22 protein-coding genes and 1 pseudogene are annotated in these 22571 nt (G+C 59.1%); 14 read left to right on the forward strand and 9 right to left on the reverse strand.

All coding sequences use genetic code 11. The annotated features are described in order from the left end of the window. Nucleotides 1–762 precede the first annotated feature (762 nt). Together AC30D7_RS27730 and AC30D7_RS27735 are read left to right on the forward strand one after the other, a co-directional pair. Nucleotides 763–1136: pseudogene (locus AC30D7_RS27730) on the forward strand (DUF6124 family protein). Nucleotides 1137–1381: 245 nt separating this feature from the next. Next, nucleotides 1382–1639: a hypothetical protein gene (locus tag AC30D7_RS27735; RefSeq protein ID WP_018930146.1), complete on the forward strand. Its 258-nt coding sequence runs from the start codon at nucleotides 1382–1384 to the stop codon at nucleotides 1637–1639. Nucleotides 1640–1795: 156 nt separating this feature from the next. Here the strand turns inward: AC30D7_RS27735 and AC30D7_RS27740 are convergent, their stop codons facing one another. From AC30D7_RS27740 to norR, 5 genes are all read right to left on the reverse strand, one after another. Beyond that, nucleotides 1796–2545: a YkgJ family cysteine cluster protein gene (locus AC30D7_RS27740; RefSeq protein WP_490136207.1), complete on the reverse strand. Its 750-nt coding sequence runs from the start codon at nucleotides 2543–2545 to the stop codon at nucleotides 1796–1798. A gap of 83 nt (nucleotides 2546–2628) precedes the next feature. After that, on the reverse strand, nucleotides 2629–2955 hold the full coding sequence (locus AC30D7_RS27745) for a hypothetical protein (RefSeq protein WP_490136208.1): 327 nt from the start codon (nucleotides 2953–2955) through the stop codon (nucleotides 2629–2631). A 156-nt stretch (nucleotides 2956–3111) separates the two neighbouring features. Continuing rightward, nucleotides 3112–3570, reverse strand: a complete 459-nt coding sequence (locus tag AC30D7_RS27750) for a GNAT family N-acetyltransferase (protein WP_490136223.1) — start codon at nucleotides 3568–3570, stop codon at nucleotides 3112–3114. Nucleotides 3571–3597: 27 nt separating this feature from the next. Continuing rightward, on the reverse strand, nucleotides 3598–4500 hold the full coding sequence (locus AC30D7_RS27755; protein WP_018930150.1) for a chemotaxis protein CheV: 903 nt from the start codon (nucleotides 4498–4500) through the stop codon (nucleotides 3598–3600). A gap of 283 nt (nucleotides 4501–4783) precedes the next feature. Next, complete coding sequence (norR, locus tag AC30D7_RS27760) at nucleotides 4784–6337, reverse strand: nitric oxide reductase transcriptional regulator NorR (RefSeq protein WP_490136209.1); 1554 nt, start codon at nucleotides 6335–6337, stop codon at nucleotides 4784–4786. A 147-nt stretch (nucleotides 6338–6484) separates the two neighbouring features. Here norR and hmpA point away from each other — a divergent pair, with 147 nt between their 5' ends. The 9 genes from hmpA (at nucleotide 6485) to AC30D7_RS27805 (ending at nucleotide 15564) form a co-directional block, all read left to right on the forward strand. Next, nucleotides 6485–7666, forward strand: coding sequence for an NO-inducible flavohemoprotein (gene hmpA, locus AC30D7_RS27765; protein ID WP_490136210.1), 1182 nt, complete (start codon nucleotides 6485–6487; stop codon nucleotides 7664–7666). Nucleotides 7667–7903: 237 nt separating this feature from the next. Continuing rightward, complete coding sequence (locus tag AC30D7_RS27770; RefSeq protein WP_490136211.1) at nucleotides 7904–8464, forward strand: ester cyclase; 561 nt, start codon at nucleotides 7904–7906, stop codon at nucleotides 8462–8464. A gap of 25 nt (nucleotides 8465–8489) precedes the next feature. Further along, the gene (locus AC30D7_RS27775) at nucleotides 8490–8999 is read left to right on the forward strand and encodes a disulfide bond formation protein B (protein WP_019582334.1); all 510 of its coding nucleotides are present in this window, start codon (nucleotides 8490–8492) and stop codon (nucleotides 8997–8999) included. Nucleotides 9000–9826: 827 nt separating this feature from the next. Continuing rightward, nucleotides 9827–10771 (forward strand): ubiquinol oxidase subunit II, encoded by a 945-nt coding sequence (cyoA, locus tag AC30D7_RS27780; RefSeq protein WP_019582332.1) that lies wholly within the window; start codon nucleotides 9827–9829, stop codon nucleotides 10769–10771. A gap of 3 nt (nucleotides 10772–10774) precedes the next feature. Continuing rightward, the gene (gene cyoB / locus AC30D7_RS27785) at nucleotides 10775–12805 is read left to right on the forward strand and encodes a cytochrome o ubiquinol oxidase subunit I (protein ID WP_019582331.1); all 2031 of its coding nucleotides are present in this window, start codon (nucleotides 10775–10777) and stop codon (nucleotides 12803–12805) included. A 3-nt stretch (nucleotides 12806–12808) separates the two neighbouring features. Continuing rightward, nucleotides 12809–13435 (forward strand): cytochrome o ubiquinol oxidase subunit III, encoded by a 627-nt coding sequence (locus AC30D7_RS27790; protein ID WP_019582330.1) that lies wholly within the window; start codon nucleotides 12809–12811, stop codon nucleotides 13433–13435. Continuing rightward, nucleotides 13436–13771: a cytochrome o ubiquinol oxidase subunit IV gene (gene cyoD / locus AC30D7_RS27795; RefSeq protein WP_096481055.1), complete on the forward strand. Its 336-nt coding sequence runs from the start codon at nucleotides 13436–13438 to the stop codon at nucleotides 13769–13771. It begins immediately after the preceding gene. 11 nt (nucleotides 13772–13782) lie between these two features. Next, a complete protein-coding gene (gene cyoE / locus AC30D7_RS27800) occupies nucleotides 13783–14670 on the forward strand; it encodes a heme o synthase (protein WP_007941628.1) in 888 nt (295 codons plus the stop codon). 258 nt (nucleotides 14671–14928) lie between these two features. After that, complete coding sequence (locus AC30D7_RS27805) at nucleotides 14929–15564, forward strand: LysE family translocator (protein ID WP_490136212.1); 636 nt, start codon at nucleotides 14929–14931, stop codon at nucleotides 15562–15564. A 97-nt stretch (nucleotides 15565–15661) separates the two neighbouring features. Here AC30D7_RS27805 and AC30D7_RS27810 read toward each other — a convergent pair whose 3' ends face one another. The 4 genes from AC30D7_RS27810 to AC30D7_RS27825 form a co-directional block, all read right to left on the reverse strand. Beyond that, on the reverse strand, nucleotides 15662–16366 hold the full coding sequence (locus AC30D7_RS27810) for a hypothetical protein (protein ID WP_007941627.1): 705 nt from the start codon (nucleotides 16364–16366) through the stop codon (nucleotides 15662–15664). Nucleotides 16367–16502: 136 nt separating this feature from the next. Continuing rightward, a complete protein-coding gene (locus tag AC30D7_RS27815; protein ID WP_490136213.1) occupies nucleotides 16503–17018 on the reverse strand; it encodes a hypothetical protein in 516 nt (171 codons plus the stop codon). Between the two features lie 66 nt (nucleotides 17019–17084). Then, on the reverse strand, nucleotides 17085–18599 hold the full coding sequence (locus tag AC30D7_RS27820; protein ID WP_490136214.1) for a sensor histidine kinase: 1515 nt from the start codon (nucleotides 18597–18599) through the stop codon (nucleotides 17085–17087). Next, nucleotides 18596–19312: a response regulator transcription factor gene (locus AC30D7_RS27825; RefSeq protein ID WP_490136215.1), complete on the reverse strand. Its 717-nt coding sequence runs from the start codon at nucleotides 19310–19312 to the stop codon at nucleotides 18596–18598. Before AC30D7_RS27825 ends, AC30D7_RS27820 begins: the two co-directional genes overlap by 4 nt. Nucleotides 19313–19464: 152 nt before the next feature. Here AC30D7_RS27825 and msrB point away from each other — a divergent pair, with 152 nt between their 5' ends. From msrB to msrA, 3 genes are read left to right on the forward strand one after another with little or no spacing between them, the layout of a single operon-like run. Then, on the forward strand, nucleotides 19465–19980 hold the full coding sequence (gene msrB, locus AC30D7_RS27830) for a peptide-methionine (R)-S-oxide reductase MsrB (RefSeq protein ID WP_105347822.1): 516 nt from the start codon (nucleotides 19465–19467) through the stop codon (nucleotides 19978–19980). A gap of 43 nt (nucleotides 19981–20023) precedes the next feature. After that, nucleotides 20024–21832: a cytochrome c biogenesis protein DipZ gene (locus AC30D7_RS27835; protein ID WP_490136216.1), complete on the forward strand. Its 1809-nt coding sequence runs from the start codon at nucleotides 20024–20026 to the stop codon at nucleotides 21830–21832. Nucleotides 21833–21860: 28 nt separating this feature from the next. After that, nucleotides 21861–22568 carry a peptide-methionine (S)-S-oxide reductase MsrA gene (gene msrA / locus AC30D7_RS27840; protein ID WP_490136217.1) on the forward strand — a complete coding sequence of 236 codons (708 nt, stop codon included), beginning with the start codon at nucleotides 21861–21863 and terminating at the stop codon, nucleotides 22566–22568. Nucleotides 22569–22571: the final 3 nt, after the last annotated feature.

Below are 22571 nucleotides of genomic sequence, written 5' to 3' on the forward strand. Positions count from 1 at the left end.
GGTCACTTTTGGCAAACGCCCGGAATGCCGGCCCAGCCAAAAGGAACCAAAAGGTCTCGCCCCGAGCGTACGGCCCCTCGCTAAGGCTCGGCGTTCCTTCGCTCCGGTATCCATCTGGGGGCATCGCCCTACGGTTGGCTTCGCTTCAACCTACATGCGATGGGTTCGACTGCGTCGAACGGCGCTGCGCGCCAATCCCCAGATGAACACCTCCACTCAGCCTCCCGAAGGGGCGGGTGGATCAAGATCAAAAGCGGCAGGCGAGCTAACGCTCGACCTGTAGTTTGGCGGGTGTACGCCGCTTCATCGTAGGAGCGAGGCTTGCCCGCGAAGGCGGCCTGACAGCCGACCAATCCCTTTCGTCTGTCCCTGAATGATCGTCCCCACGCTCCTGCGTGGGAACGCCTCCAGGGACGCTCCGCGTTCCGCTTTTGAATGTTTAATCGATGTGTCAGAACGCAGACCTTTCCCACACATCTTTCAGGTTGTCCGTCGGAAGCGGGCTCTCTAGTCTTTGGCTGTCGCTGACAATTCAGCGATCGGGTGTGAGAGCCCGGAAGAGGTTTTAATCCATCGCCAGTACCACCATAATCGCCGCCAGCTTATCCGCTGCCTGCAATGTTCTATGGCGGCTGTGTGCGGGCGGACTTCGGTCCGGCCGGGTTTGATCCTCTACCGGTTTCTCACTCCGCACATAGCTGCCACCACTCCGTCGCGTGAGAAACGATGAGTGATGGCTCCAATTGATTAGAGGATGTTTCAATGAGCAACAAGTTAATTCCCGATCCACCCTTCAACACCACCACCCCCAACGCCGAAGCCTCGCGCGCCGAAGAATTACTCAAAGACCGCGAAGCCATAAAACGCGCGCTCGACTACTACCTCGATCCCCCAACGCCCTACACTGAAAAAAACGCCGCCCCAGCACCATGTTCATGGTCGCCCCGAATATGGATACCGAAAGCCTCTTGGCCCACGCCTACGAATCGTTAGCCACGGCGAGTGTCCTGGCCAGCGATTTCGCCAACGACCTGACCGGCCCGCAGCGCTACATGGCGCTGGCGATTCAACAGAGCATCATGCTGGCGGAGTTGGCGGTGAACCGGGCGCTGGATAACGTCGATCCGCAGACGTAGGCAGGCGTTCAGTCAGATTGACCGCGTTATCGTTCTTCGCGGGCAAGCCTCGCTCCTACAGAATTCGATGTGATCGACACATGACCTGTAGGAGCGAGGCTTGCCCGCGAAGGCGGCAGGTCCGTCAGCACAAAACCCGACGGACTCGCTCGCGGCTTGAAGCTTGCGGCCTCCGACACAGGTATACTGCCGCCTTTCGCGGCTCGCCTACCGGGCCCGACTCTTTAGCATCACCCGGAGCTTTCATGACTTCCCCGACACAACCGCCGGTTGCCGACGCTTTGCGCGACGACCAGGCAGACCTGCCCGACAGCGTCGACTCCAGCGCCGACAGCGAAACCAAAGCGGCGATCCCGGCGTTCAAGTTTCCGTTCAAGCCGGGCGAACTGGCCGCCGCGAAGAGCGCCAGCCAGCCTTGGTACAAGAATGGCGCCAAGAACGGCCACACCAAGACTCCGGGCGCAGCGCCTCCCGGCACTCGTCGTTCAATGGGTAAGCGCTGAGTTCTTGACTCTGCGGTGCCTGATCTGCCGTCTTCGCGAGCAAGCCCGCTCCCACATTTAATCTGCGCAGGACACCTATTTTGTGTGCGACGAAGATCAATTGTGGGAGCGGGCTTGCTCGCGAAGAGGCCCGGACAAACAATACATGCCTCTGGCTCAGGCCGCCCGCAACGAAATAAACGCATAGTTCAGCGGCGCTTCAGTCACCACCTGCGCCCCGGCCGCCAGCACTTGCCCGGCGATGTCGTCGCCAGACACATGAAACAGCCATTCACTATCCGCCCCGGCCTGCGATTGCTGCGCCACCTGATCGATCACCATGGCAAACGCGGTCATGTCCGGCAGATAAGCGGTAAACCCATCGCCTTTCAGCGCTGTCGTCCGAATCCCCAATAGCGCGCAAATCGCATCCTTGGCCTGAATCTCGTCGCGATCCGCCTGGCGGGAGCGTTGGATCAATCCTGCCAGTTCCTGATCGACCAATTCACCGCCAACAATCAGATCCGGGCCTTTTTCCCATGACTCGGGCGGGCAATCCTTTGTTGCCGGGTTGAGCGGGATGTGCGGGTTGATTTCCATCGGATAGATACGGCACACCAGCGGTCGGCGTTCGTAGATACGGCAGAGGTTGTCTTCGTCAAGATTCCGGCAGGGGCCGACGTTGTAGGCGGCGAAGGTGATCGCCACGTGCGCTTCGCAGGTGCCGCTGCGAACCAGCGCCGAACGGCGTTCGGCGTGTTCGCGTTGTTGTGTTGGCAGGCCCAGGCCGTTGGCGAGAAAGGCTTCCACCAGCACGATCACCTGGCCGCCATCGGCCGCCCACATGCGGGCTTCGGCCAGTGTCAGGGGCACGTGGTGGTCGGTGCAGCATTTGCCACAACCTACGCAGGAGAACGGTGTATTCATTGAACGGCCAGTGACCTGTGAGAGCATGAAACGGCGACAAAAAGCCACCGCAAAGGCCTGTGCCAAAGCAAGTTATGCGCCATTCACTGCGCTTTTATGGTTGGACGGATGGAGTCCCATTCGGTGACGTAGGCGGTTTTGCTCTTCTTGTTGTAGAGGCACAGTTCGGTGCCTTGCTGGCCTTTCATGTGTTTTTGCGGGTACTGGCCTTGCAGCAGGAGTGCGGTATAACCGACCCGGTCATCGAACTGCGCGGCGTTGCCGACGGGTTGGGGGCTTTTCAGGCTGCTGGCCTTGGTGCAACTGGCGAGCACGGCTTTGTCGAAGGCGGCCCAGGCGTCGGGGCTGGAGGCGTGGGCCTGGGTGGCGAGGGTGGTGAGGCAGAGGAAGGTCAGGGTGGTGGCTTTCATGATCAGGCATCCTTGGCGTGTAGTGGTCGAGGTCGGAGTATGCCTGATGGTTTGATGTCGGTTGTGCGGGCCTCTTCGCGGGCAAGCCTCGCTCCTACAGGTCATGCGTCGATCACATCGAATCTGTAGGAGCGAGGCTTGCCCGCGAAGGCGGTCTCAGACTGGAACCAGCTCCCGGCGGACCATATACATCCCGGCGCTTTCATACAAACGCCGCGCCCGAAGGTTATCTTCCCGCACCTTCAAATCCACAAAACCTTCGCGGCGCTGCGCAAACACCTTGAAAGTATGGAGCAGCAGCGCACGGCCAAGTCCGAGGCCTCGAGCACGCGGATGGACTACCAAGTCCTTGATGTAGGCGCTGGTCCAGCACTGGGCGACGCCGATGATGCCTTCGGCATCCAGAGCGAGGAAGCACAGGGTCGGATCGTATTCAGGATCGGCTTCAAACCGCTGTTGCCAGACTTCCAGCGCCGGTACGCGGCCGCCGCCATCCCGATAACCCAGTTCCATCAAGTGATGAACGGCTTCGGCAAGTTCGGGGCGGTACTCGGTCAGCTCAATGCCGTTTGGCCATGTGGCATGCGGCACATCCTCCGCGAGGTTGCGCCGCATCAGAAAACAAAAGTCCTCGGCCAACACTCAGTGACCTTGTTCGGCGACGACCCTGGCCGCCTCGATCAGGCACTTGGTCAGTTCTGGCGAGGAGAACTTGGTCAGCACCCCGTTGGCCCCGGCCAGTCGAGCCTTCTCGCTGTTCATCGCGCTGTCCAGCGAGGTGTGCAGCAACACGTAGAGGTGCGAGAAGTCCGGGGTTTCGCGCAAGGTGCGGGTGAAGGCATAGCCGTCCATCTCCGACATTTCGATGTCCGAGACGATCAGGTTGATCTGCTGGGCGGTGCCTTGCAGGTCCAGCAGGCAATCGATGGCTTCCTTGGCACTGCGCGCAGTGTGGCATTGCAGGCCGAGGTTGCGCAGGGTGTGCACCGATTGTTGCAGGGCGACCTGGCTGTCATCGACCACCAGAATCCGTGCATTGCCCAGTACTTCAGCCTCTTCCATGCTCAGTTCGGTCGGGGCCATTTCGATCTGCGCCGGCGCGATGCCGTGGATGACCTTTTCGATGTCCAGCACTTGCACCAGGGTGCCGTCGACCGACGTCACGCCGGTGATGTACGAACGCACGCCGCCAGAGCCGAAGGGTGGTGGACGGATGTCGGTGGTCAGGCAGTGGACGATCTTGCTCACCGCCTGAACGTGCAGGCCCTGCTTGGAGCGGCTGACGTCGGTGACGATCAGGCAGCCACCGTTCGGGTCTTCCAGCGGTCGCTCGCCGATGGCGCGGCTCAGGTCGATCACCGACAACGACGCGCCGCGCAGGGTGGCGATACCTTTGACGTGGGGATGCGACTCCGGCAGCTTGGTCAGTGGCGGGCAGGGGATGATTTCGCTGACTTTCAGCAGGTTGATCGCCATCAGCTTGCCGCTGCGCAAGGTAAACAGCAGAAGCGAAAGTGAATCTGCGCGGGCTTTGTTGGAAGACATAAAAACCTTCTGTGGAAAAGGTGATGGGCGATTGTGAAGATCGCCAACCGCTATCGATGCCGGGTTATCGACTTGTTGGGGGCAGGCTTTAGGGGAAATGCCCATTGCCAGCCAAACGGTGACCCCTGTGGCGAGGGAGCTTGCTCCCGCTCGGCTGCGTAGCAGTCGCAAAACCGGCAACTGCGTATTGCCTGATACAACGCGGTGACTGATTTAGGAGTGCTGCGCACTCCAACGGGAGCAAGCTCCCTCGCCACAAGGGTATTACTTCATTCTGGTGAAACTATTTCATGCCCAACCGCTTGGCCATCCGCCCCAGGTTCGCCCGATCCAGACCCAGCTCCCGCGCCGCGCTGGCCCAGTTGTGCTGGTGCCGTTCCAGGCACGCGCTGATCAGTTGGCGCTGATAGTGCTCGGTGGCTTCACGCAAATCCCCCGAAACCAACTCAACTGCCGGCGCAGCCGCCACGGGCTCGGCTGCGTGTTCTATGCCGCCATTGGGCAAATCCAGATCCGCCGCGCTCAAGCTGAGAATCTTCGGTCGTTGTGTGCAATTACCCAGCGCCTTCAGCGCGCTGCGGCCAATCAAGTGCTCCAGTTCCCGCACGTTCCCCGGCCAACCATACCCCAACAACGCCGCTTGGGCATCACTGGTCAGGCGCAGGCTGTTGAGGCCCATGCGTGAGCGGTTTTGCTCCAGGAAGTAGCCGCTGAGCAACAGCACATCCCGACCGCGATCCCGCAGCGCAGGCACCAGCAGCGGGTAAACGCTCAGGCGATGATAGAAGTCGGCGCGGTAGCGGCCGCTGCGTACTTCCTCGGCCAGGTCGCGGTTGGTCGCTGCGATCAGCCGCACGTCGACCTGATGTTCTTTGTCCGACCCCAAGCGCTGCAATTGCCCGCTCTGCAGCACCCTGAGCAATTTGGCCTGCACCGCCAGCGACAGTTCGCCCACTTCATCGAGAAACAACGTGCCGCCATTGGCCAATTCGAACTTGCCGCGACGATCGTTCATCGCGCCGGTGAAGGCGCCACGCACATGGCCGAACAGTTCGCTCTCCACCAGGGTGTCCGGCAGGGCGGCGCAGTTGAGGCTGATGATCGGTTTGTCGGCCCGGGGCGAGGCGGCGTGAATGGCCTGCGCTACAAGCTCTTTGCCGACCCCGGTTTCGCCGGTGATCAGCACCGTCAGATCGCTGTCGCCCACCAGGTTGATCTCTTCCACCAGGCGTTTGTAAGCCTTGCTCTGGCCGATCATTTCGCGGTTTTGCTGGCCGCTGGCCTGACGGTAAACCTCGGCGCGCTGATGTTCGTCTTCGGCGCGATTGGCCAGCCGTTCAATGCGCTCGGCGGCGTTGACCGTCGCGGCGGCGAGGCTGGCGAAGGCTTGCAGGGCGTCCAGTTCGATCGGTTCAAAACGTTCAGGGGCGAGGGCGTCGAGGGTCAGCAAACCCCACGGACGTTCGTCGATAAACAGCGGGCAGCCCATGCAGTCGTGGACTTCCAGATGCTCGTGCAGGCCATCGACCAGGCCGTCATAAGGGTCGGGCAAGTCGCTGTCGGCGGCGAAGCGGGTCGGGCCGGGGCTGCTGAGCAGCACTTCGAAGCGCGGGTGTTCGCTGATCTTGAAGCGTCGGCCGAGGGTATCGGTGCTCAACCCGTCCACGGCCAGCGGCACCAGCCATTCGCCGTCGAGTCGCAGCAGGGCGGCGGCGTCGCAAGGGAGCAGGGCGCGCATGGCTTCGAGCAGGCGCCGATAGCGCTCGCCTTCGGGTAGCTCGCGGGACAGGTCGGAGACCAGGGGCAGCAGGGTCGTGAGCAGTAATTTTGCAGTCATAATGACTCCGTGTAGTCGATATGACTATAAAACGATGTGTGTCGATATGACTACTTAGTTTTTAACTATTTGATTTATAAGGTTTTAATTGTTGGCATGGAAACTGATAAGCAAAGGGTATTCATATAAAGCCCAGGAGTTGCTCTTATGCTTAGCGTTCAAGACCGTGCCATCATCAAATCCACCGTGCCGCTGTTGGAAAGCGGTGGCGAAGCGTTGATCACTCACTTCTATCGCATGATGCTCTCCGAATACCCGGAAGTCCGCCCGCTGTTTAACCAGGCCCACCAGGCCAGCGGCGATCAGCCTCGCGCCTTGGCCAACGGTGTACTGATGTACGCGCGGCACATCGACCAGCTCGATCAGTTGGGCGACCTGGTGGCCAAGATCATCAACAAGCACGTGGCCCTGCAAATCCTCCCGGAACATTACCCGATCGTGGGCAGCTGCCTGTTGCGGGCAATCTCTGAAGTACTGGGCGACGAAATTGCCACGCCTGAAGTGATGAGCGCCTGGGGCGCGGCCTACAACCAACTGGCCGAAATCCTGATCGGTGCCGAAGCCAGTATCTACGACCAGAAAGCCCAGGCGCCGGGCGGCTGGCGCGGCGCGCGGGAATTCATCGTGGTGGCCAAGGTTGAGGAAAGCGCCGAAATCATCTCGTTCTACTTCGAACCGGCCGACAAAGGGCCGATTCTCGCGGCCGAACCCGGCCAGTACATCGGCATGAAACTGATCCTCGATGGTGAGGAAATCCGGCGTAACTATTCGCTGTCGGCGCTGGCGAACAAGGGCCAGTACCGCATCAGCGTCAAGCGCGAAACCGGTGGCCGCGCTTCCAATCATTTGCACGATCAATTGCACGTCGGCGCGAGCATCATGCTGTTTCCGCCAGCGGGCGATTTCACTCTGACCGCCAGCGACAAACCGCTGGTGCTGATCAGTGGCGGCGTTGGCATCACCCCGACGCTGGCAATGCTCGAAGCGGCGCTGGCGACGGAGCGGCCGGTGCATTTTATCCACTGTGCGCGCAACGGCAGCGTGCATGCCTTCCGCGACTGGATCGACGGGCTGGCCGAGCGTCATCCGCAGCTCAAGCGTTTCTATTGCTACGCCGAAGACGATGGCGTCAGCCCGGCGGCGGACAAGGTTGGCCTGCTGAGCCAGGAGCAACTCGGCGAGTGGTTGCCGCAGCAGCGCGATGTAGATGCTTACTTCCTGGGGCCTAAAGGCTTCATGGCAGCGATCAAGCGTCACCTCAAGGCCCTGGGTGTGCCGGAGAAGCAAAGCCGCTACGAGTTCTTCGGGCCGGCTGCGGCGTTGGAGTAAGCAGTGCGGCGACTCGGTCGGGGGACCGAGTCGCTTTCTTCGCGGGCAAGCCTCGCTCCTACAGGTCACATGTCGATCACATCGAACTCTGTAGGAGCGAGGCTTGCCCGCGAAAGCGTCACCTCGGTCCCGATTCGTAAAAAACGCTTAAAGGTTAATCCGTTCTTAACCGGTTTATCGTTTATTCCCCGATGCTGATGATAGGCGCTCGTTCGTTTACATGATCAGGATCGCCCCATGACTCGCATCACTTTCTCCCGCCGTTCAACCCTGGCCGGTCTCAGCCTGACCGCTGCGCTGTTGGCGAGCCCCTTTGCTTGCGCCGAGCCGGCCTTGCTCCTGCCGCAATCCCTGATCGTCGATCAGAGCCTGCCCAAGGCGCAGCGCGATGCCATGGAATTGGCCGCCCGGCGTTATGGCAGCTTCTGGAACACCGGGGAGGAGGCGTTGGCCAAGGCTGCGTTGTCAGAGCAGTTCGTCGACAAGACCCCGCCCGAAGGCCGGGTTCAGGGGCCGACCGGGCCGCTGCTGGCGTCGAAGTTCTTTCGCACGGCGGTGCCGGACCTGAGCTGCGAGATCGAACAAATGATCATTGCCGGTGATCGGGTGGTGGTGCATTTGCACTTTCGCGGGCACTTCACCGGCCCGTTCAAGGCTCTCAAAGGTCAGGGCCAGCGTGTAGACTTCCGGGCAACCGATATCTATCAGATCGACAACGGTCGCATCGCGGCCAATTGGCATATCGAAGACAACATCAGCCTGTTGCAGCAGCTGCAAGCGCAGCCGCCGGCGAGCTGATCCACGGACACAGAAGGGAAACGCGATGAGCGAGGAAACAATGCGGTTGGGACGTGAACGGCGCTATCTGGTGTTGCTGGGCATCATCTGCCTGGCGCTGATCGGTGGCGCGCTGTACATGCAAGTGGTGCTGGGCGAGGCGCCGTGCCCGCTGTGCATCTTGCAGCGCTACGCATTGTTGCTGATCGCGCTCTTCGCGTTTATCGGCGCGGCGATGCGCACCCGCCGCAGCATCACGCTGTTCGAGGCGTTGGTGGTGATCAGCGCCATCGCAGGCGTCGGGGTGGCCGGGCATCACGTCTATACCCAGCTGTACCCGGAAGTCAGCTGCGGCATCGATGTGCTGCAACCGATCGTCGACGGCCTGCCGCTGGCGAAGATCTTCCCGCTGGGCTTCCAGGTCGACGGTTTCTGCTCCACGCCGTACCCGCCGATCCTTGGTTTGTCCTTGGCGCAGTGGGCGCTGACGGCGTTCGTGCTGGTCGTGGTGCTGGTGCCGCTGCTCACTTGGCGTAACCGCAAAGCGCTGCGCTGAGGCCGTCCGCCACACCGTTGCAGGAAACAAAAAACGCCCCGGTCCTCGTTGAGAGGTCGGGGCGTTTTGCATGTTCAAAACTCAAATGAAAAGACCTTGATGCGCGACAATTATGGATGCGACATGTGTGCGACATGTTGTCACAGCTCGAGTGTCGCAAGTCATTTCAAGACATGGAATCGGGACTCCTTCAGATACCTAAAACAGGCTCTGCAAGCCACTACCGCTTTCAGTGCCAATCAGCCGAAACAGGCAGTTCTAACAGGGGCTGGCGAATTGCCAAAGCCCTTGTCACATAGGGGGTAGAGCAGGGTCTGAGGCGAGCGCAGAGCCCAGGAAGCTGTCTGAACTTCGCGCGGTACACCTACATTTTTTGGTGTTTTTGTTGAGAATTAATTTCGATACCATGGCCCACTTTTGCAAAAACCGTGAATGATTGTTGCTGGAACGGATAAAAATTATTTCGGGATGAGACATGGTTTATGAATCGCTACATATCTACAATCGCCCGCACTGAATTCCCGGCACTGCTCATCCTGACTCAGGCTTATGAGTAGAACAGGGCGTCGAGAAGCCTGATGGCTTCATGCGACTCCCCATTGTCGGTGCCTTCCGACGATCCGCACCAAATGGAATTGGTCTGTAACAAGGCCCTTGACCACGAATTCGAATAAGAACACACCGCAGGCCCAGCAATTGTCGAACCGCGTCTGACGCGCGACGGGCAGGCCCTTATTCAATCCAAGAAAAATGCCAACCCTTGGCAGGGTGAAGTGTTGGCGATCAAAACCCAACTGCATTGCGCAAGCTGCTTTAGAGGTCGTGAGATGAGTAAAAACAGGTACCCCAGACTACTAGGCTTATTGCCGCTGCTCGGCACGTTGTTGCTGGGAGGCTGCAACATGACCTTGCTCGATCCCAAGGGCCAGGTCGGCCTGGATGAGCGAAACCTGATCATCACCGCAACGCTGCTGATGCTGTTGGTCGTCGTGCCGGTCATCGTCATGACGTTCCTGTTCGCCTGGAAATACCGCGCTTCCAACCAGGACGCCGTCTACACGCCAAAATGGTCCCACTCCACCAAGATCGAAATCGCGGTGTGGACTATTCCGGTACTGATCATCATTGCCCTGGGTTACGTCACCTACAAGTCGACCCACGCACTGGACCCTTACAAGCCGCTGGAATCCGACGTCAAGCCAATCACCATTGAAGTGGTCGCGCTGGACTGGAAGTGGCTGTTCATCTACCCGGAACAAGGCATCGCCACGGTCAACAAGATCGTGTTCCCGGCGCACACCCCGATCAACTTCAAGATCACTTCCGACGCCGTGATGAACTCGTTCTTCATCCCTGCTCTGGGCGGTCAGATCTACGCGATGGCGGGCATGCAGACCAAACTGCACCTGATCGCCAACCAGAACGCTGAAATGGACGGTATCTCCGCCAACTACAGCGGCGCGGGTTTCACCGGCATGAAATTCAAAGCTATCGCCACTTCTCAGGAAGATTTCGACGCCTGGGTAAGCGAAGTCAAAAAGGCACCTAAACAGCTTGAACAAGCTGAATACGCAGCCCTGTCCAAGCAGAGCCAGAACAACCCAGTCGAGCTTTACTCCTCGGTCACGCCGAACCTGTTCCAGATCATCGTCGACAAGTACGAAGGTATGAAACCGGGCAAGCCAATGCACCACGAGAAGAAAGAGCACGAAGTGGCCGCCATGGAAGGGATGGACATGAGTTCGCATTCAGCTGCCGGGGCAGAGGAGTAAACGATGTTTGGTAAATTAAGTTGGGAAGCGGTCCCGTTCCACGAACCGATCGTGATGGTGACCATCGCCATGATCGCGCTCGGTGGTCTGGCACTGTTCGCTGCAATCACCTACTTCAAGAAGTGGACTTATTTGTGGACCGAGTGGTTGACCTCGGTCGACCACAAGAAAATCGGCGTGATGTACATCGTCGTCGCCATGGTCATGCTGCTGCGTGGTTTTGCCGACGCCATCATGATGCGTACCCAGCTGGCCATGGCCACCGAGGGTTCGCCTGGCTACCTGCCACCTGAACACTATGACCAGATCTTCACCGCTCACGGTGTGATCATGATCATCTTCATGGCGATGCCATTCTTCACCGGCCTGATGAACCTTGCAGTGCCGCTGCAGATCGGCGCGCGTGACGTTGCCTACCCGTTCCTGAACTCCCTGAGCTTCTGGCTGCTGGTTTCCGGCGTGGTGCTGATCAACCTGTCCCTGGGCGTTGGCGAATTCGCCAAGACCGGTTGGGTTGCCTATCCGCCGCTGTCGGGCCTGCAATACAGCCCGGGCGTGGGAATGGATTACTACATCTGGGCGCTGCAGCTATCCGGGTTAGGTACGACGCTGACGGGGGTCAACTTCCTGGCCACCGTGCTGAAAATGCGTACCCCTGGCATGAAGCTGATGGACATGCCGATCTTCACCTGGACCTGCACCTGGGCCAACGTCCTGATCGTGGCTTCGTTCCCGATCCTGACCGCTACCCTGGCTTTGCTGACGCTTGACCGTTACATGGATTTCCACATTTTCACCAATGAACTTGGTGGCAATCCGATGATGTACGTCAACCTGTTCTGGGCTTGGGGTCACCCCGAGGTTTACATCCTGATTCTGCCGGCGTTCGGGATCTTCTCCGAAGTCATCTCGACCTTCACCGGCAAGCGCCTGTTCGGCCACCACTCGATGGTCTACGCCAGCGGCGCGATCTCGATCCTGGGCTTCATGGTTTGGCTGCACCACTTCTTCACCATGGGTTCGGGTGCCAGCGTCAACGCCTTCTTCGGTCTGGCGACGATGCTGATTTCGATCCCGACGGGTGTGAAGCTATTCAACTGGCTGTTCACCATTTATCAAGGCCGTCTGCGTTTCACCAGCCAGGTTCTGTGGACCCTGGGCTTCATGGTGACCTTCGCTATCGGCGGCATGACCGGCGTACTGCTGGCTATCCCGGGTGCTGACTTCGTACTGCACAACAGCCTGTTCGTGATCGCGCACTTCCATAACGTGATCATCGGCGGCGCGGTATTCGGTTACATCGCAGGTTTCGGCTTCTACTTCCCGAAAGCGTTCGGCTTCAAGCTGCACGAAGGCTGGGGCAAGGCAGCATTCTGGTTCTGGATCTCCGGCTTCTTCGTCGCGTTCATGCCGCTCTATGTTCTGGGCTTCATGGGCATGACCCGTCGTCTGAACGCCACCACCAACCCTGAGTGGGTACCGTACCTGTACGTTGCCATGTTCGGTGCGGTGATGATCGCTGCGGGTATCGCCTGCCAGCTGATCCAGCTGTACGTGAGTATCCGTGACCGCAAGCTGCCGCAGAACATGTGCGAGCACGGCGACCCATGGAATGCCCACACCCTGGAATGGTCGACTTCCTCGCCACCACCGTTCTACAACTTTGCCGTGTTGCCAAAAGCAGAAGGCATCGACCCGTTCACCGAAGCCAAGGAAAACGGCACCGCGTACAAGGCTCCGGCCAAGTACGAGCCGATCCACATGCCAAACAACACCGCGACCGGTCTGGTCATGGGTGCTCTGTTGACCGTGTTCGGTTTCGCGATGATCTGGCACATCTGGTGGTTGGCCATCGTTGGTCTGGTTGGCACCGTGGGCTACTTCGTGATCCACGCTGCACGTGATGATCAAGGCTATATGGTGCCGGTCGACGTGATCGAGCGCATCGAAGCCGAGCAGCACAAGCGTCTGGTAGCGGCCGGGAAAATTCCAGCCACCACCACCCGTGTTGAAACCTCGTTGGAACAGGCTTAAACCATGTCGAACTTAGTGACCAATGCTGGACACACCCATGTCGATGGACATGGGCATGATGACCATCACCACGACTCGGGCGAGATGACCGTATTCGGTTTCTGGCTCTACCTGATGACCGACTGCATTCTGTTTGCGTCGATCTTCGCGGCGTACGCGGTTCTGGTTAACAACGTAGCGGGTGGCCCGTCGGGCCACGACATCTTCGAGCTGCCATACGTACTGGGCGAAACCGCTCTGCTGCTGTTCAGTTCGATCACCTACGGCTTCGCCATGCTGGCGTTGTTCAAGGGCAAGAAGAACCAGGTCCTGGGCTGGCTGGCCCTGACCTTCCTGTTCGGCGCCGGCTTCATCGGCATGGAAGTCAACGAGTTCCACATGTTGATCTCCGAGGGCTTCGGTCCTAGCCGCAGCGGCTTCCTGTCCGGGTTCTTCACCCTGGTCGGCACCCACGGTCTGCACGTGACCAGCGGTCTGATCTGGATGGCGATCATGATGTATCAGGTGCAGAAAAACGGCCTGACGGCGACCAACAAGACCCGTCTGAGCTGCCTGAGCCTGTTCTGGCACTTCCTGGATGTGGTGTGGATCTGCGTATTCACCGTTGTTTATCTGATGGGGACTATGTAAATGGCTAACGCTCATTCCCACGATAGCCACGACGCCGGCCACGGCAGCGTCAAGTCCTACGCTATCGGTTTCATTCTGTCGGTGATCCTGACCGTCATTCCTTTTGGCCTGGTGATGTACCCGTCGCTGCCAAAAGCGATGACCCTGTGGATCGTACTGGCCTTCGCAGTGATCCAGGTGCTGGTGCACCTGGTGTACTTCCTCCACCTGGACCGTTCCGCCGCGCAGCGTAACAACGTGATTGCGTTTGTTTTTGCCGCGATCGTGATTGTCCTGTTGGTAGGCCTGTCGCTGTGGATCATGTTCAGCATCCACACCAACATGATGGCGCACTGAGGTAAGTCCGGATGTCCTTTAAGCACTTTATCCAAATCACCAAACCGGGGATCATTTTCGGTAACGTGCTTTCTGTGGCAGGCGGATTTTTCCTGGCCTCCAAAGGGCATGTCGATCTGGCCATTTTCCTGGCCGCGATGATCGGCACGTCCCTGGTAGTAGCCTCCGGTTGCGTGTTCAACAACTGCATCGACCGCGACATCGACCTGAAGATGGAGCGCACCAAGAACCGGGTGCTGGTCCAGGGCTTGATCTCCCTGAAACTGGCCCTGGCTTATGCGACCGTCCTGGGTGTCGCCGGCGTTGCGTTGTTGTACAAGGTGGCCAACCCGTTGGCCGCGCTGTTCGCGGTGATCGGTTTTGTCATCTACGTCGGCTTCTACAGCCTGTACCTCAAGCGCAAGTCGGTTCACGGCACGCTGGTGGGCAGTCTGTCGGGGGCGATGCCGCCGGTGATCGGTTACGTCGCAGTCAGCAATAACTTCGACATGGCCGCACTGACGTTGCTGGTGATGTTCAGCCTGTGGCAGATGCCGCATTCCTACGCCATCGCAATCTTCCGCTTCAACGATTACCTGGCCGCATCAATTCCGGTGCTGCCAGTGAAGCGCGGCATTGAAGTGGCCAAGAAACACATCCTGCTCTACATCCTGGCCTTCCTCGTGGCGACCTTGATGCTGACCTTCAGCGGCTACGCCGGCATGAGCTACCTCGCCGTCGCCGCGGCCATGGGCATGTACTGGCTGTACATGGCCTGGACCGGCTACAAGGCAGTGGATGACACGGTCTGGGCACGCAAGCTGTTCGTGTTCTCGATCTTCACCATTACTGCGTTGAGCGTGATGATGTCTTTGGACTTCAAAGTGCCGAGCGAGTTGTTGCTGACGTACGCGCCTTAAGCGTCGGATGTTGTAAAGAAAAGCCCCGCCCTTCGAGAGAAGGGCGGGGTTTTTTATTGGGGGCGATTCAGGTGGTTCTGAACTCGAGCACCTTTTTGCATAACTCTTGGTTGTGCGAAGGATCAGATTGTTTAGGAAAACGGAGTATGGCATTTAGGAAGTCTCCTAATGCCAGCACCTGCTTTGCTCGCTACGGTTCAGCTGGGCCGGGCAGGGATGAATGACCATCTCGGGTCAGGATTAGTATCGTGAAGGGAAATGGAATCAGAGGGCAAGGACGTGCAGGATTTTCAGCGATCGCTATTATTTTCAGTCGTGTTGTCGATCACCTTTGGGCCGATTGCCTTGATTATATTGAGGCAGTCCATCTTGCATGGACGATTGAGCGCCGTACCAGGTGCGTTCGGAGCAGCCCTGGCGGATGCTCTGTATGCCGCAGTCGCGTTGATGGGGGTAGCGCTGATCAAAACCTTTGTATTGGGCTATCTGGATCTTCTGACAGTTGTCTCAATAGCCTATCTCTTCTATTTGGGTGTAAGGATCACTGCGTCCTCTGATTCGACAATGAGCATCACACGCCAATCAGGCTTTTTCTCTGTGTTTGCGTTAACGCTGAGCAATCCGTTGACCATTGTGGCAATCACCTCTTATGTCATCGCTAATCACTCAGACGAAGCGACTGTTAACGTGCCTCTTTCGCTCGCTGGTTTTTTCGTCGGCAGTCTCGCCTGCCAGATGGTGTACGTAATGGGGGGCGATGTTATTGGAAGGGCATTGTCTGGAAGGAAAAGCATTCGCCTATTGAATTGGTCTAGTGGTCTTTGTCTGATCGTTTTCTCTTTATGGAAACTACAAGATTTCATCAGGGCTAAACCGTTTTTGTGGGCGGTTTGAGATGGCGTGCAGCACCTGAGCCGAGTGCCAATCTCGTGCACGCAGGCAATAAAAATCCCCGCTCGATGGCGGGGATTTTTGTGTGCAGCGTTTAGCGTTACTGCGCGGCGATGCTGTAACCGTCGAACGCGGTCTGCTGCTGCAGCGCGGTGATGATGTTCTTGCGGTTGACCGCTTGTTCGGCCCCGGCGTTGTCCAGGAACGTCTCGCTTTCCAGCTCCGCTTCTTCGCCTTCGCCGACGAAAGTGAAGCCCAGGAATTCCAGAGCTTCACGGTCAACGTTCAGGCGCGAGCGCGGGGTGCGCAGGGGCAGGGTGACGCTGATGCCGTCCTTGCTGATGGTGAACACTTCGACTTCTTTCTTGGCGCGAGCCGCTTTGCTCTTGCCGCTGCTCGGGTTGCTGATGGCTTGGTGAGTCTGGTTCAGCACTTTCAGCGCCAGGCCATAAACGATTTCCTGGAACGCCGGGTCGTCCTTGAAGCTGGACAGAATGCGGCTGATCGGGAATTTGCTGCTCAGGTCTTCCAGGGCGGCAATATCGGCCGCTTCGGCGTCTTTCAATTGCTTGAGTTCGCCCATCAATTCGTAGGCTTTATCGTCATCGAAGCTGTCGTGAGCCTGGCGAATCGCGGCGCGCAGTTCGCGGATCTGATCGCTTTCCCGGGTGGATTGAAAAGCGTCCAGAACCATCTCGCTGATGGTCTTGGCCTGAGGCACGTGTTGTGAAAGATTGATGGAGTTTTCGTATTCCGCTTTGGACGACAAGGTGACTACGGATTCAGCGGTATTGGAATCGGACATTGAAATTTCACTACTTCTTTAACTTGGATTGAGGCGAGAAAGCACGGGGCTTTTTCAGGCCGCCTAATCTATTGGACCCGCGCTGCGTTGTCACGGATGAACCGGTGGCTGGTCTGCATTTTTGGTGAGAGCGCTTTTAGCCGACTGACATCTGCGGGCGTTTTGCCTGGAGTGTCAGCAGCACCCGATAAAATTTCAGCGCCCGCCCGCTGATCAATCCGCAGACAAACCCCGTCGCCGAAGCCTTGAGCAGCACCATCTCAAGCGTAGCGGCGAACTCCGGCTGCACCTCATCCTGATAGCCGAAGTAATAGTTCACGGCAAAAAACAGCAGGTAGAACACCAGGGTTTTAACCGTGCCCGGTACGATCAGCCCGGTTTCCGGATCATCCAGCTCAATACCCTTGCGCGCAAATACAACCAGTGCCGTGAGGCAACCCAGAATGAGGGCGGCCAACCAGCAGCCAATCGATAATTGAGGGCTCAGCGTCAGGTTCAGCGAGAACAACGACCAGCCGAGCCAAAGCGGTGGAGTGACAAGCAACGACGTTTTGCTTTCATGGGTTGGGGAAAAGGCTTTGACGCCGTAGTAACAGAGCAGCAGAAAGATTGCATAAACCCATAGTGGGGTGTTTTGCAGGGTGTTGAGCATTACGTAGCGTCCGTGCCGGGAATGAAGAGTCCGGATAATAGCTGCTGCCATGGCCGAGGCTATCGACTATTTCCCCATCTTCATCGAACGATTCATCCACTGCTCCGCCGTTTGCTCATCCACCGGCAAGGAGAAGCGAAAGGTCGCGCCGCGTCCGGGCACATCGATCAGCTCGATCTCGCGACCGTGCAATTGCAGGATCCGGTGCACGATCCGCAATCCCAGTCCGCCATCGCGCCGTGCGCCGCCAATGTTGAATGGCCGCAGGAACAGACCTTCGCGTAACTCGGGGGCGATGCCGGGGCCGGTGTCGCTGACGGTCACTTCGATAAAAGACCCATGAGGGCGGAGGCTGAGTTCGATTTCTCCCCCTTGGGGTGTGTGGCGCAGGGCGTTGTCGAACAGGTTGGTCAGCACCCGCTCGATCAGCCCCAGGTCGGCGCAGGCCACGGCGACGTTGGGGGCGAAGGTGGCCTTGAGTTCAATCTGGCGCGCTTCGGCGCTGAGTTCGAACTTCTGAAAAATGTCCTGCACCAGATCGGTCAGGGAGAAATGCTCCAGCACCGGTTGCACGAAACCGTGTTCCAGCCGCACCAGTTCCAGCAATGATTGCGCCAGGCCGCCGACCTTGCGGCTCTGATCCAGGGCGATGCCCAGATAACGACGGCGATCGGCGGGGGACAAGGTGGCGTCCTTGAGCGACAGGGTTTCCAGGTAACCGTGCAGCGAAGCCAGCGGCGTGCGCAGGTCGTGGGAGATGTTGGCCACCAGTTCGCGACGCTCCTGATCCTGACGGGTCAGCGAGCGCCATTGTTCACCGAGGCGCGCTTGCATCTGCCGAAAGGCCGCGTCGAGTACAGCTATTTCATCGTGGCTGGCGGCCTTTTCCATGGGCTCCGGCTCAGGTTCGGGCGAAGCGGTCGGAACGCCGTTGATATCGAACTGACTGACTTTCTCGGTCAAGCGACGCAATGGCCGGGTGATCAGGGCGAATGCCGTGAGGCCGGCAATCAGGCACAGCAATGCCACCAGCCCAATGGACAACAACGCGGTATTGAGCGCGGCGCTGGTGGCTCCGCGCTCGGCGAAGCGGTCATGCGCTTCGCCGAGCAACACCACATACAGATAACCGGCCGGCTGACCGTTGACCCGCAAAGGCGCGGCGCTGAACACCTTGCGGCCATCGACGCTGCGCGGATCGTCGCCGAGAATCGGCAATGCCTCGCCCTTGAGCAAGCGCTGGATTGGCACCAGATCGACCTGCTCCCGATGTATTCGGCCTTCAGGCGCGGCGCTGCCGACAATCCGGCCGCCAGTGTCCAGCAGATAGACCTCGACACTGGGATTGACCAGCATCAGCTGGCTGAACAGTTCGCGCACGGCATTGGGCATCGGGCCATTGCGGTCCATCAGCACGGTGTCGTGGGCGATGTGTTGCGCCAGATCCCGCGACAAGCCTTGCACCACTTCCAGTTCATGCATCTGGTTGGAGCGCACCTGCATCCATACCGAGGTGCCGCTGCACACCAGCAACAGCACGGCGAACACCAGGGACAGGCGCTGGGTCAGGGTCAACCTCATGGCTGCTCTCCGCTTGCTGCGAATTTGTAGCCACGGCCCCACACCGTGAGGATGCGCACCGGTTGCGCCGGATCGGCCTCGATCTTGGCCCGCAGGCGGTTGATATGAGTGTTGACCGTGTGTTCATAGCCTTCGTGGCTGTAGCCCCACACCGCATTGAGCAGGTCCATGCGCGAGAAGACTTTGCCAGGCTGACGGGCGAAGAAGTACAGCAGGTCGAACTCCCGTGGCGTGAGGTCAAGACGCCGGCCGTCGAGGGAGACTTCACGGGTGATCGGGTCGATGGACAGGCCATCGCTGATCAGACTGCCTGCATCCATTTTCAGATTGCGGGCCATGGCGTCGACCCGTCGCAGCAGTGCCTTGACCCGTGCCACCAGCTCGAGCATGGAAAAGGGTTTGGCCAGGTAATCGTCGGCGCCGAGCTCCAGTCCCAGAATCCGATGCACTTCGCTGGAGCGCGCACTGGTGATGATGATCGGTGTGTAGCGGGCCATGGCCCGAGCGCGGCGGCAGATTTCCAGGCCATCGACGCCGGGTAGCATCAGGTCGAGAATCAGTGCGTCCCAGCTTCCTTGCTGCAGCAGTCGCATGCCCTCATCGCCGTCGGCGCAGTGCACTACCTCGAACTGCTCATCGCGCAGATGCAGGCAGATAAGGTCGGCGATGTGCAGGTCGTCCTCGACCACCAGGACGCGTTTGGTCTGTTCCATGGAGCTCAATCCTTTGTGACGCAATGAACACATTGTGCGGGTTTTCCTGAGGTTGAGTTATCACGAATTATTTAACTCCTCGTGAGGATTTGGCGATCAACTCAAGCCTAGGCTGTGTTCCATGCAAGGCACCTGGAATTTTGGAGAAGGCCATGTTTTCACGGCGACAGTTTCTGGTAGCGAGCGGCGGGCTGGGGGCTGCAGCCCTGGTGATCGGTGTATTGCCAAAATTTTCCGCAAGCGTTGCGCTGGTCGATGAAGCCCGCGCGCAGGAGGTTTTCGAGGTGACTCACAGCGACAGCGAATGGCGCGCCCGGCTCAGCGCCGAGCAGTACGAAATACTGCGCGAAGAGGGCACCGAACGGGCCTACAGCAGCCCGCTGAATAACGAGCACCGCAAGGGCGTTTTCGCCTGCGCCGGTTGTGATCTGCCGTTGTTTTCTTCCGACACCAAGTTCGACAGTCGCACCGGTTGGCCGAGTTTCTGGGCGCCCCTGGACAACGCGGTGGCTACCCGTCAGGACCGCTCCTTTGGCGTACTGCGCGAAGAGGTTCACTGCCGTCGTTGTGGCGGTCATTTGGGCCACGTCTTCGAAGACGGGCCAAAGCCCACCGGTTTGCGCTACTGCATGAACGGCCTGGCGCTGACCTTCAAGCCACAGGCGTGACCCATGGGCATTTCCTTTCACTCACTTGATGCAGGTCGACGTTATGTGGCTTCTGGTCCTCGCTTATCTCGGTGGTGTGCTGACGATCGTCAGCCCGTGCATTCTGCCGGTATTGCCCTTTGTCTTCGCTCGCACCGGACAGCCGTTCATGAAAAGTGGCTTGCCGCTGCTGGCGGGGATGGCGCTGACCTTCGCGCTCGTCGCCTCGTTGGCAGCGGTGGGCGGCGGTTGGGTGGTGCAAGTCAATCAGTACGGTCGCTGGCTCGCGTTGCTGTTCGTTGCTCTGTTCGGGTTGACGCTGTTGCTGCCGCGGCTAGCCGAACGCCTGACGCGTCCACTGGTGGCGGCTGGCGGTCGTTTGTCGGAAGCCGCGGGGCTCGATGCCCGGCCGCGTCCCGGCGCTTCAATCCTGATCGGCGTCGCCACGGGCCTGCTCTGGGCACCCTGCGCCGGGCCGATTCTGGGTTTGCTGCTGACCGGCGCGGCGCTGCAAGGGGCAAGCATCGCGACCACTCTGTTACTGCTGGCTTACGCGGCAGGTGCCGCCACTTCGCTCGCCGCGGCGCTGCTGCTGGGCGGTAAAGTCTTCGCCGCGATGAAGCGTTCGATAGGCGCTGGCGAATGGCTGCGTCGTGGCTTGGGCGCCGCGATGCTGGTCGGTGTGGTGGCGATCGCCATGGGGCTGGACACCGGCATTCTGGCGCGGGTTTCGACGGCGTCCACCGGCGGCATCGAACAGGTGCTGGTTAACCGATTGGCCAGTAAGACACCGGCCAACAGCGGGACGATGATGGCGCAGATTCCACGGGCCGGCGATCAACCCCCCGGCAGCATGATGGTCGCTGGCGATGCGATGAAAGTGACCGCGAAGACGCCAAGCGCACTACCGATTGAGGGCAACCTTCCATCCCTGGACGGCGCCGTGCAATGGCTCAACTCGCCCCCACTCACCACCCAGGCGTTGAAGGGCAAGGTCGTGCTGGTGGATTTCTGGACTTACTCCTGCATCAACTGCCTGCGCACACTGCCGTATGTGAAGGCCTGGGCCGAGAAATATCGCGATCAGGGTTTGGTGGTGATCGGTGTCCATGCGCCCGAGTTTGCCTTCGAACGGGATGTGGGCAATGTCAGCAAAGCCATGAAGGACCTGGGCATCACCTACCCGGTGGCCATTGATAATGACTACAAGGTATGGCGTGCTTTCAACAACGAATACTGGCCGGCCCATTACTTTGCCGATGCTCAGGGACGCATTCGTCATCACCATTTTGGTGAAGGCAAGTACGCCGAATCCGAGCAAGTGATTCAGCAACTATTGCGTGAGGCGGGTGCGGCGAAAGTTGCACAAGGGCTGATCAATGCCAACGCCCAGGGTGTTCAACTCGCTCCGGACATGAATGAAGTGCAATCACCCGAAACCTATGTCGGCTATCGGCGGGCGGAGCATTTTGCTTCTGAAACCGGACTGGTGCCGGACAAGGCGACTGCCTATACGCCACCGTCACAACTGGCCCTCAATGACTGGAGCCTGGACGGTCAATGGGCTGTCGGTCCTGAGCGGGCCGTTTCAAACGCTGCGGCCAGTCGCATCGTCTATCGCTTTCACGCTCGCGACTTGCACTTGGTGTTGGGCCCCGGTGCTGACGGCAAACCGGTGCGTTTCAAAGTGTTGATCGACGGCAAGCCCCCAGGTGATGCCCACGGTGTCGACGTTGCGCCCGATGGCAGCGGCAGCGTCACCGACCAGCGGTTGTATCAATTGGTGCGCCAGACCTCAGGCGTAAAGGATCGGACGTTCAGCATCGAGTTTCTCGATCCGGGTGTGTCGGCATATGCGTTTACCTTTGGTTGATCGCCCCCATTCATTCAGGAGACAGCCCATGAAAACCCCATTCAACTGGCGTCGCAGCTTGCTGGGTCTGGCCGCTGCTGGCGTCATCGGTCAGTGCTCTGCGTTCTCTTTCGGGGGCGCCGAAGAGGCCGTCATCATCCCGGCGCCGACGCTCGACGAAACCACCCAGGCGCACAGCGAAACGGCGGTTTTTGCAGGCGGTTGCTTCTGGGGCGTGCAAGGTGTGTTTCAGCATGTCAAAGGGGTGAAGAATGCGGTTTCCGGTTATGCCGGTGGCGCAGCCAATACCGCTCAGTACGAGCGGGTCAGCGAGGGGGATACCGGCCATGCGGAGGCCGTCGAAGTGACCTTCGATCCCGCTCAGGTCAGTTACGGAACCCTGTTGCAGATTTATTTTTCGGTGGCTCACAACCCCACCGAACTCAACCGTCAGGGCCCGGACAGAGGCACCCAGTATCGGTCGGCGCTATTCCCGAAAAACACCGAGCAGCAACGCGTCGCCCAGGCCTACATCACCCAGCTCGACGCTGCTCATTCGTTCAACAAACCGATTGTCACCAAGCTGGAAAGCTACAACGGCTTCTACCCGGCGGAGGAGGAGCATCAGGACTTCCTGACCGAGCACCCGACGTACCCCTACATCGTGATCAATGACCTGCCGAAAGTGGCGCAGTTGAAGCAGCTGTATCCGGATTGGTATCAGGAAAAACCAGTATTGGTAAAAGCGGGCATGTAGGCA

The organism is Pseudomonas sp. DF5, from assembly GCF_058148225.1.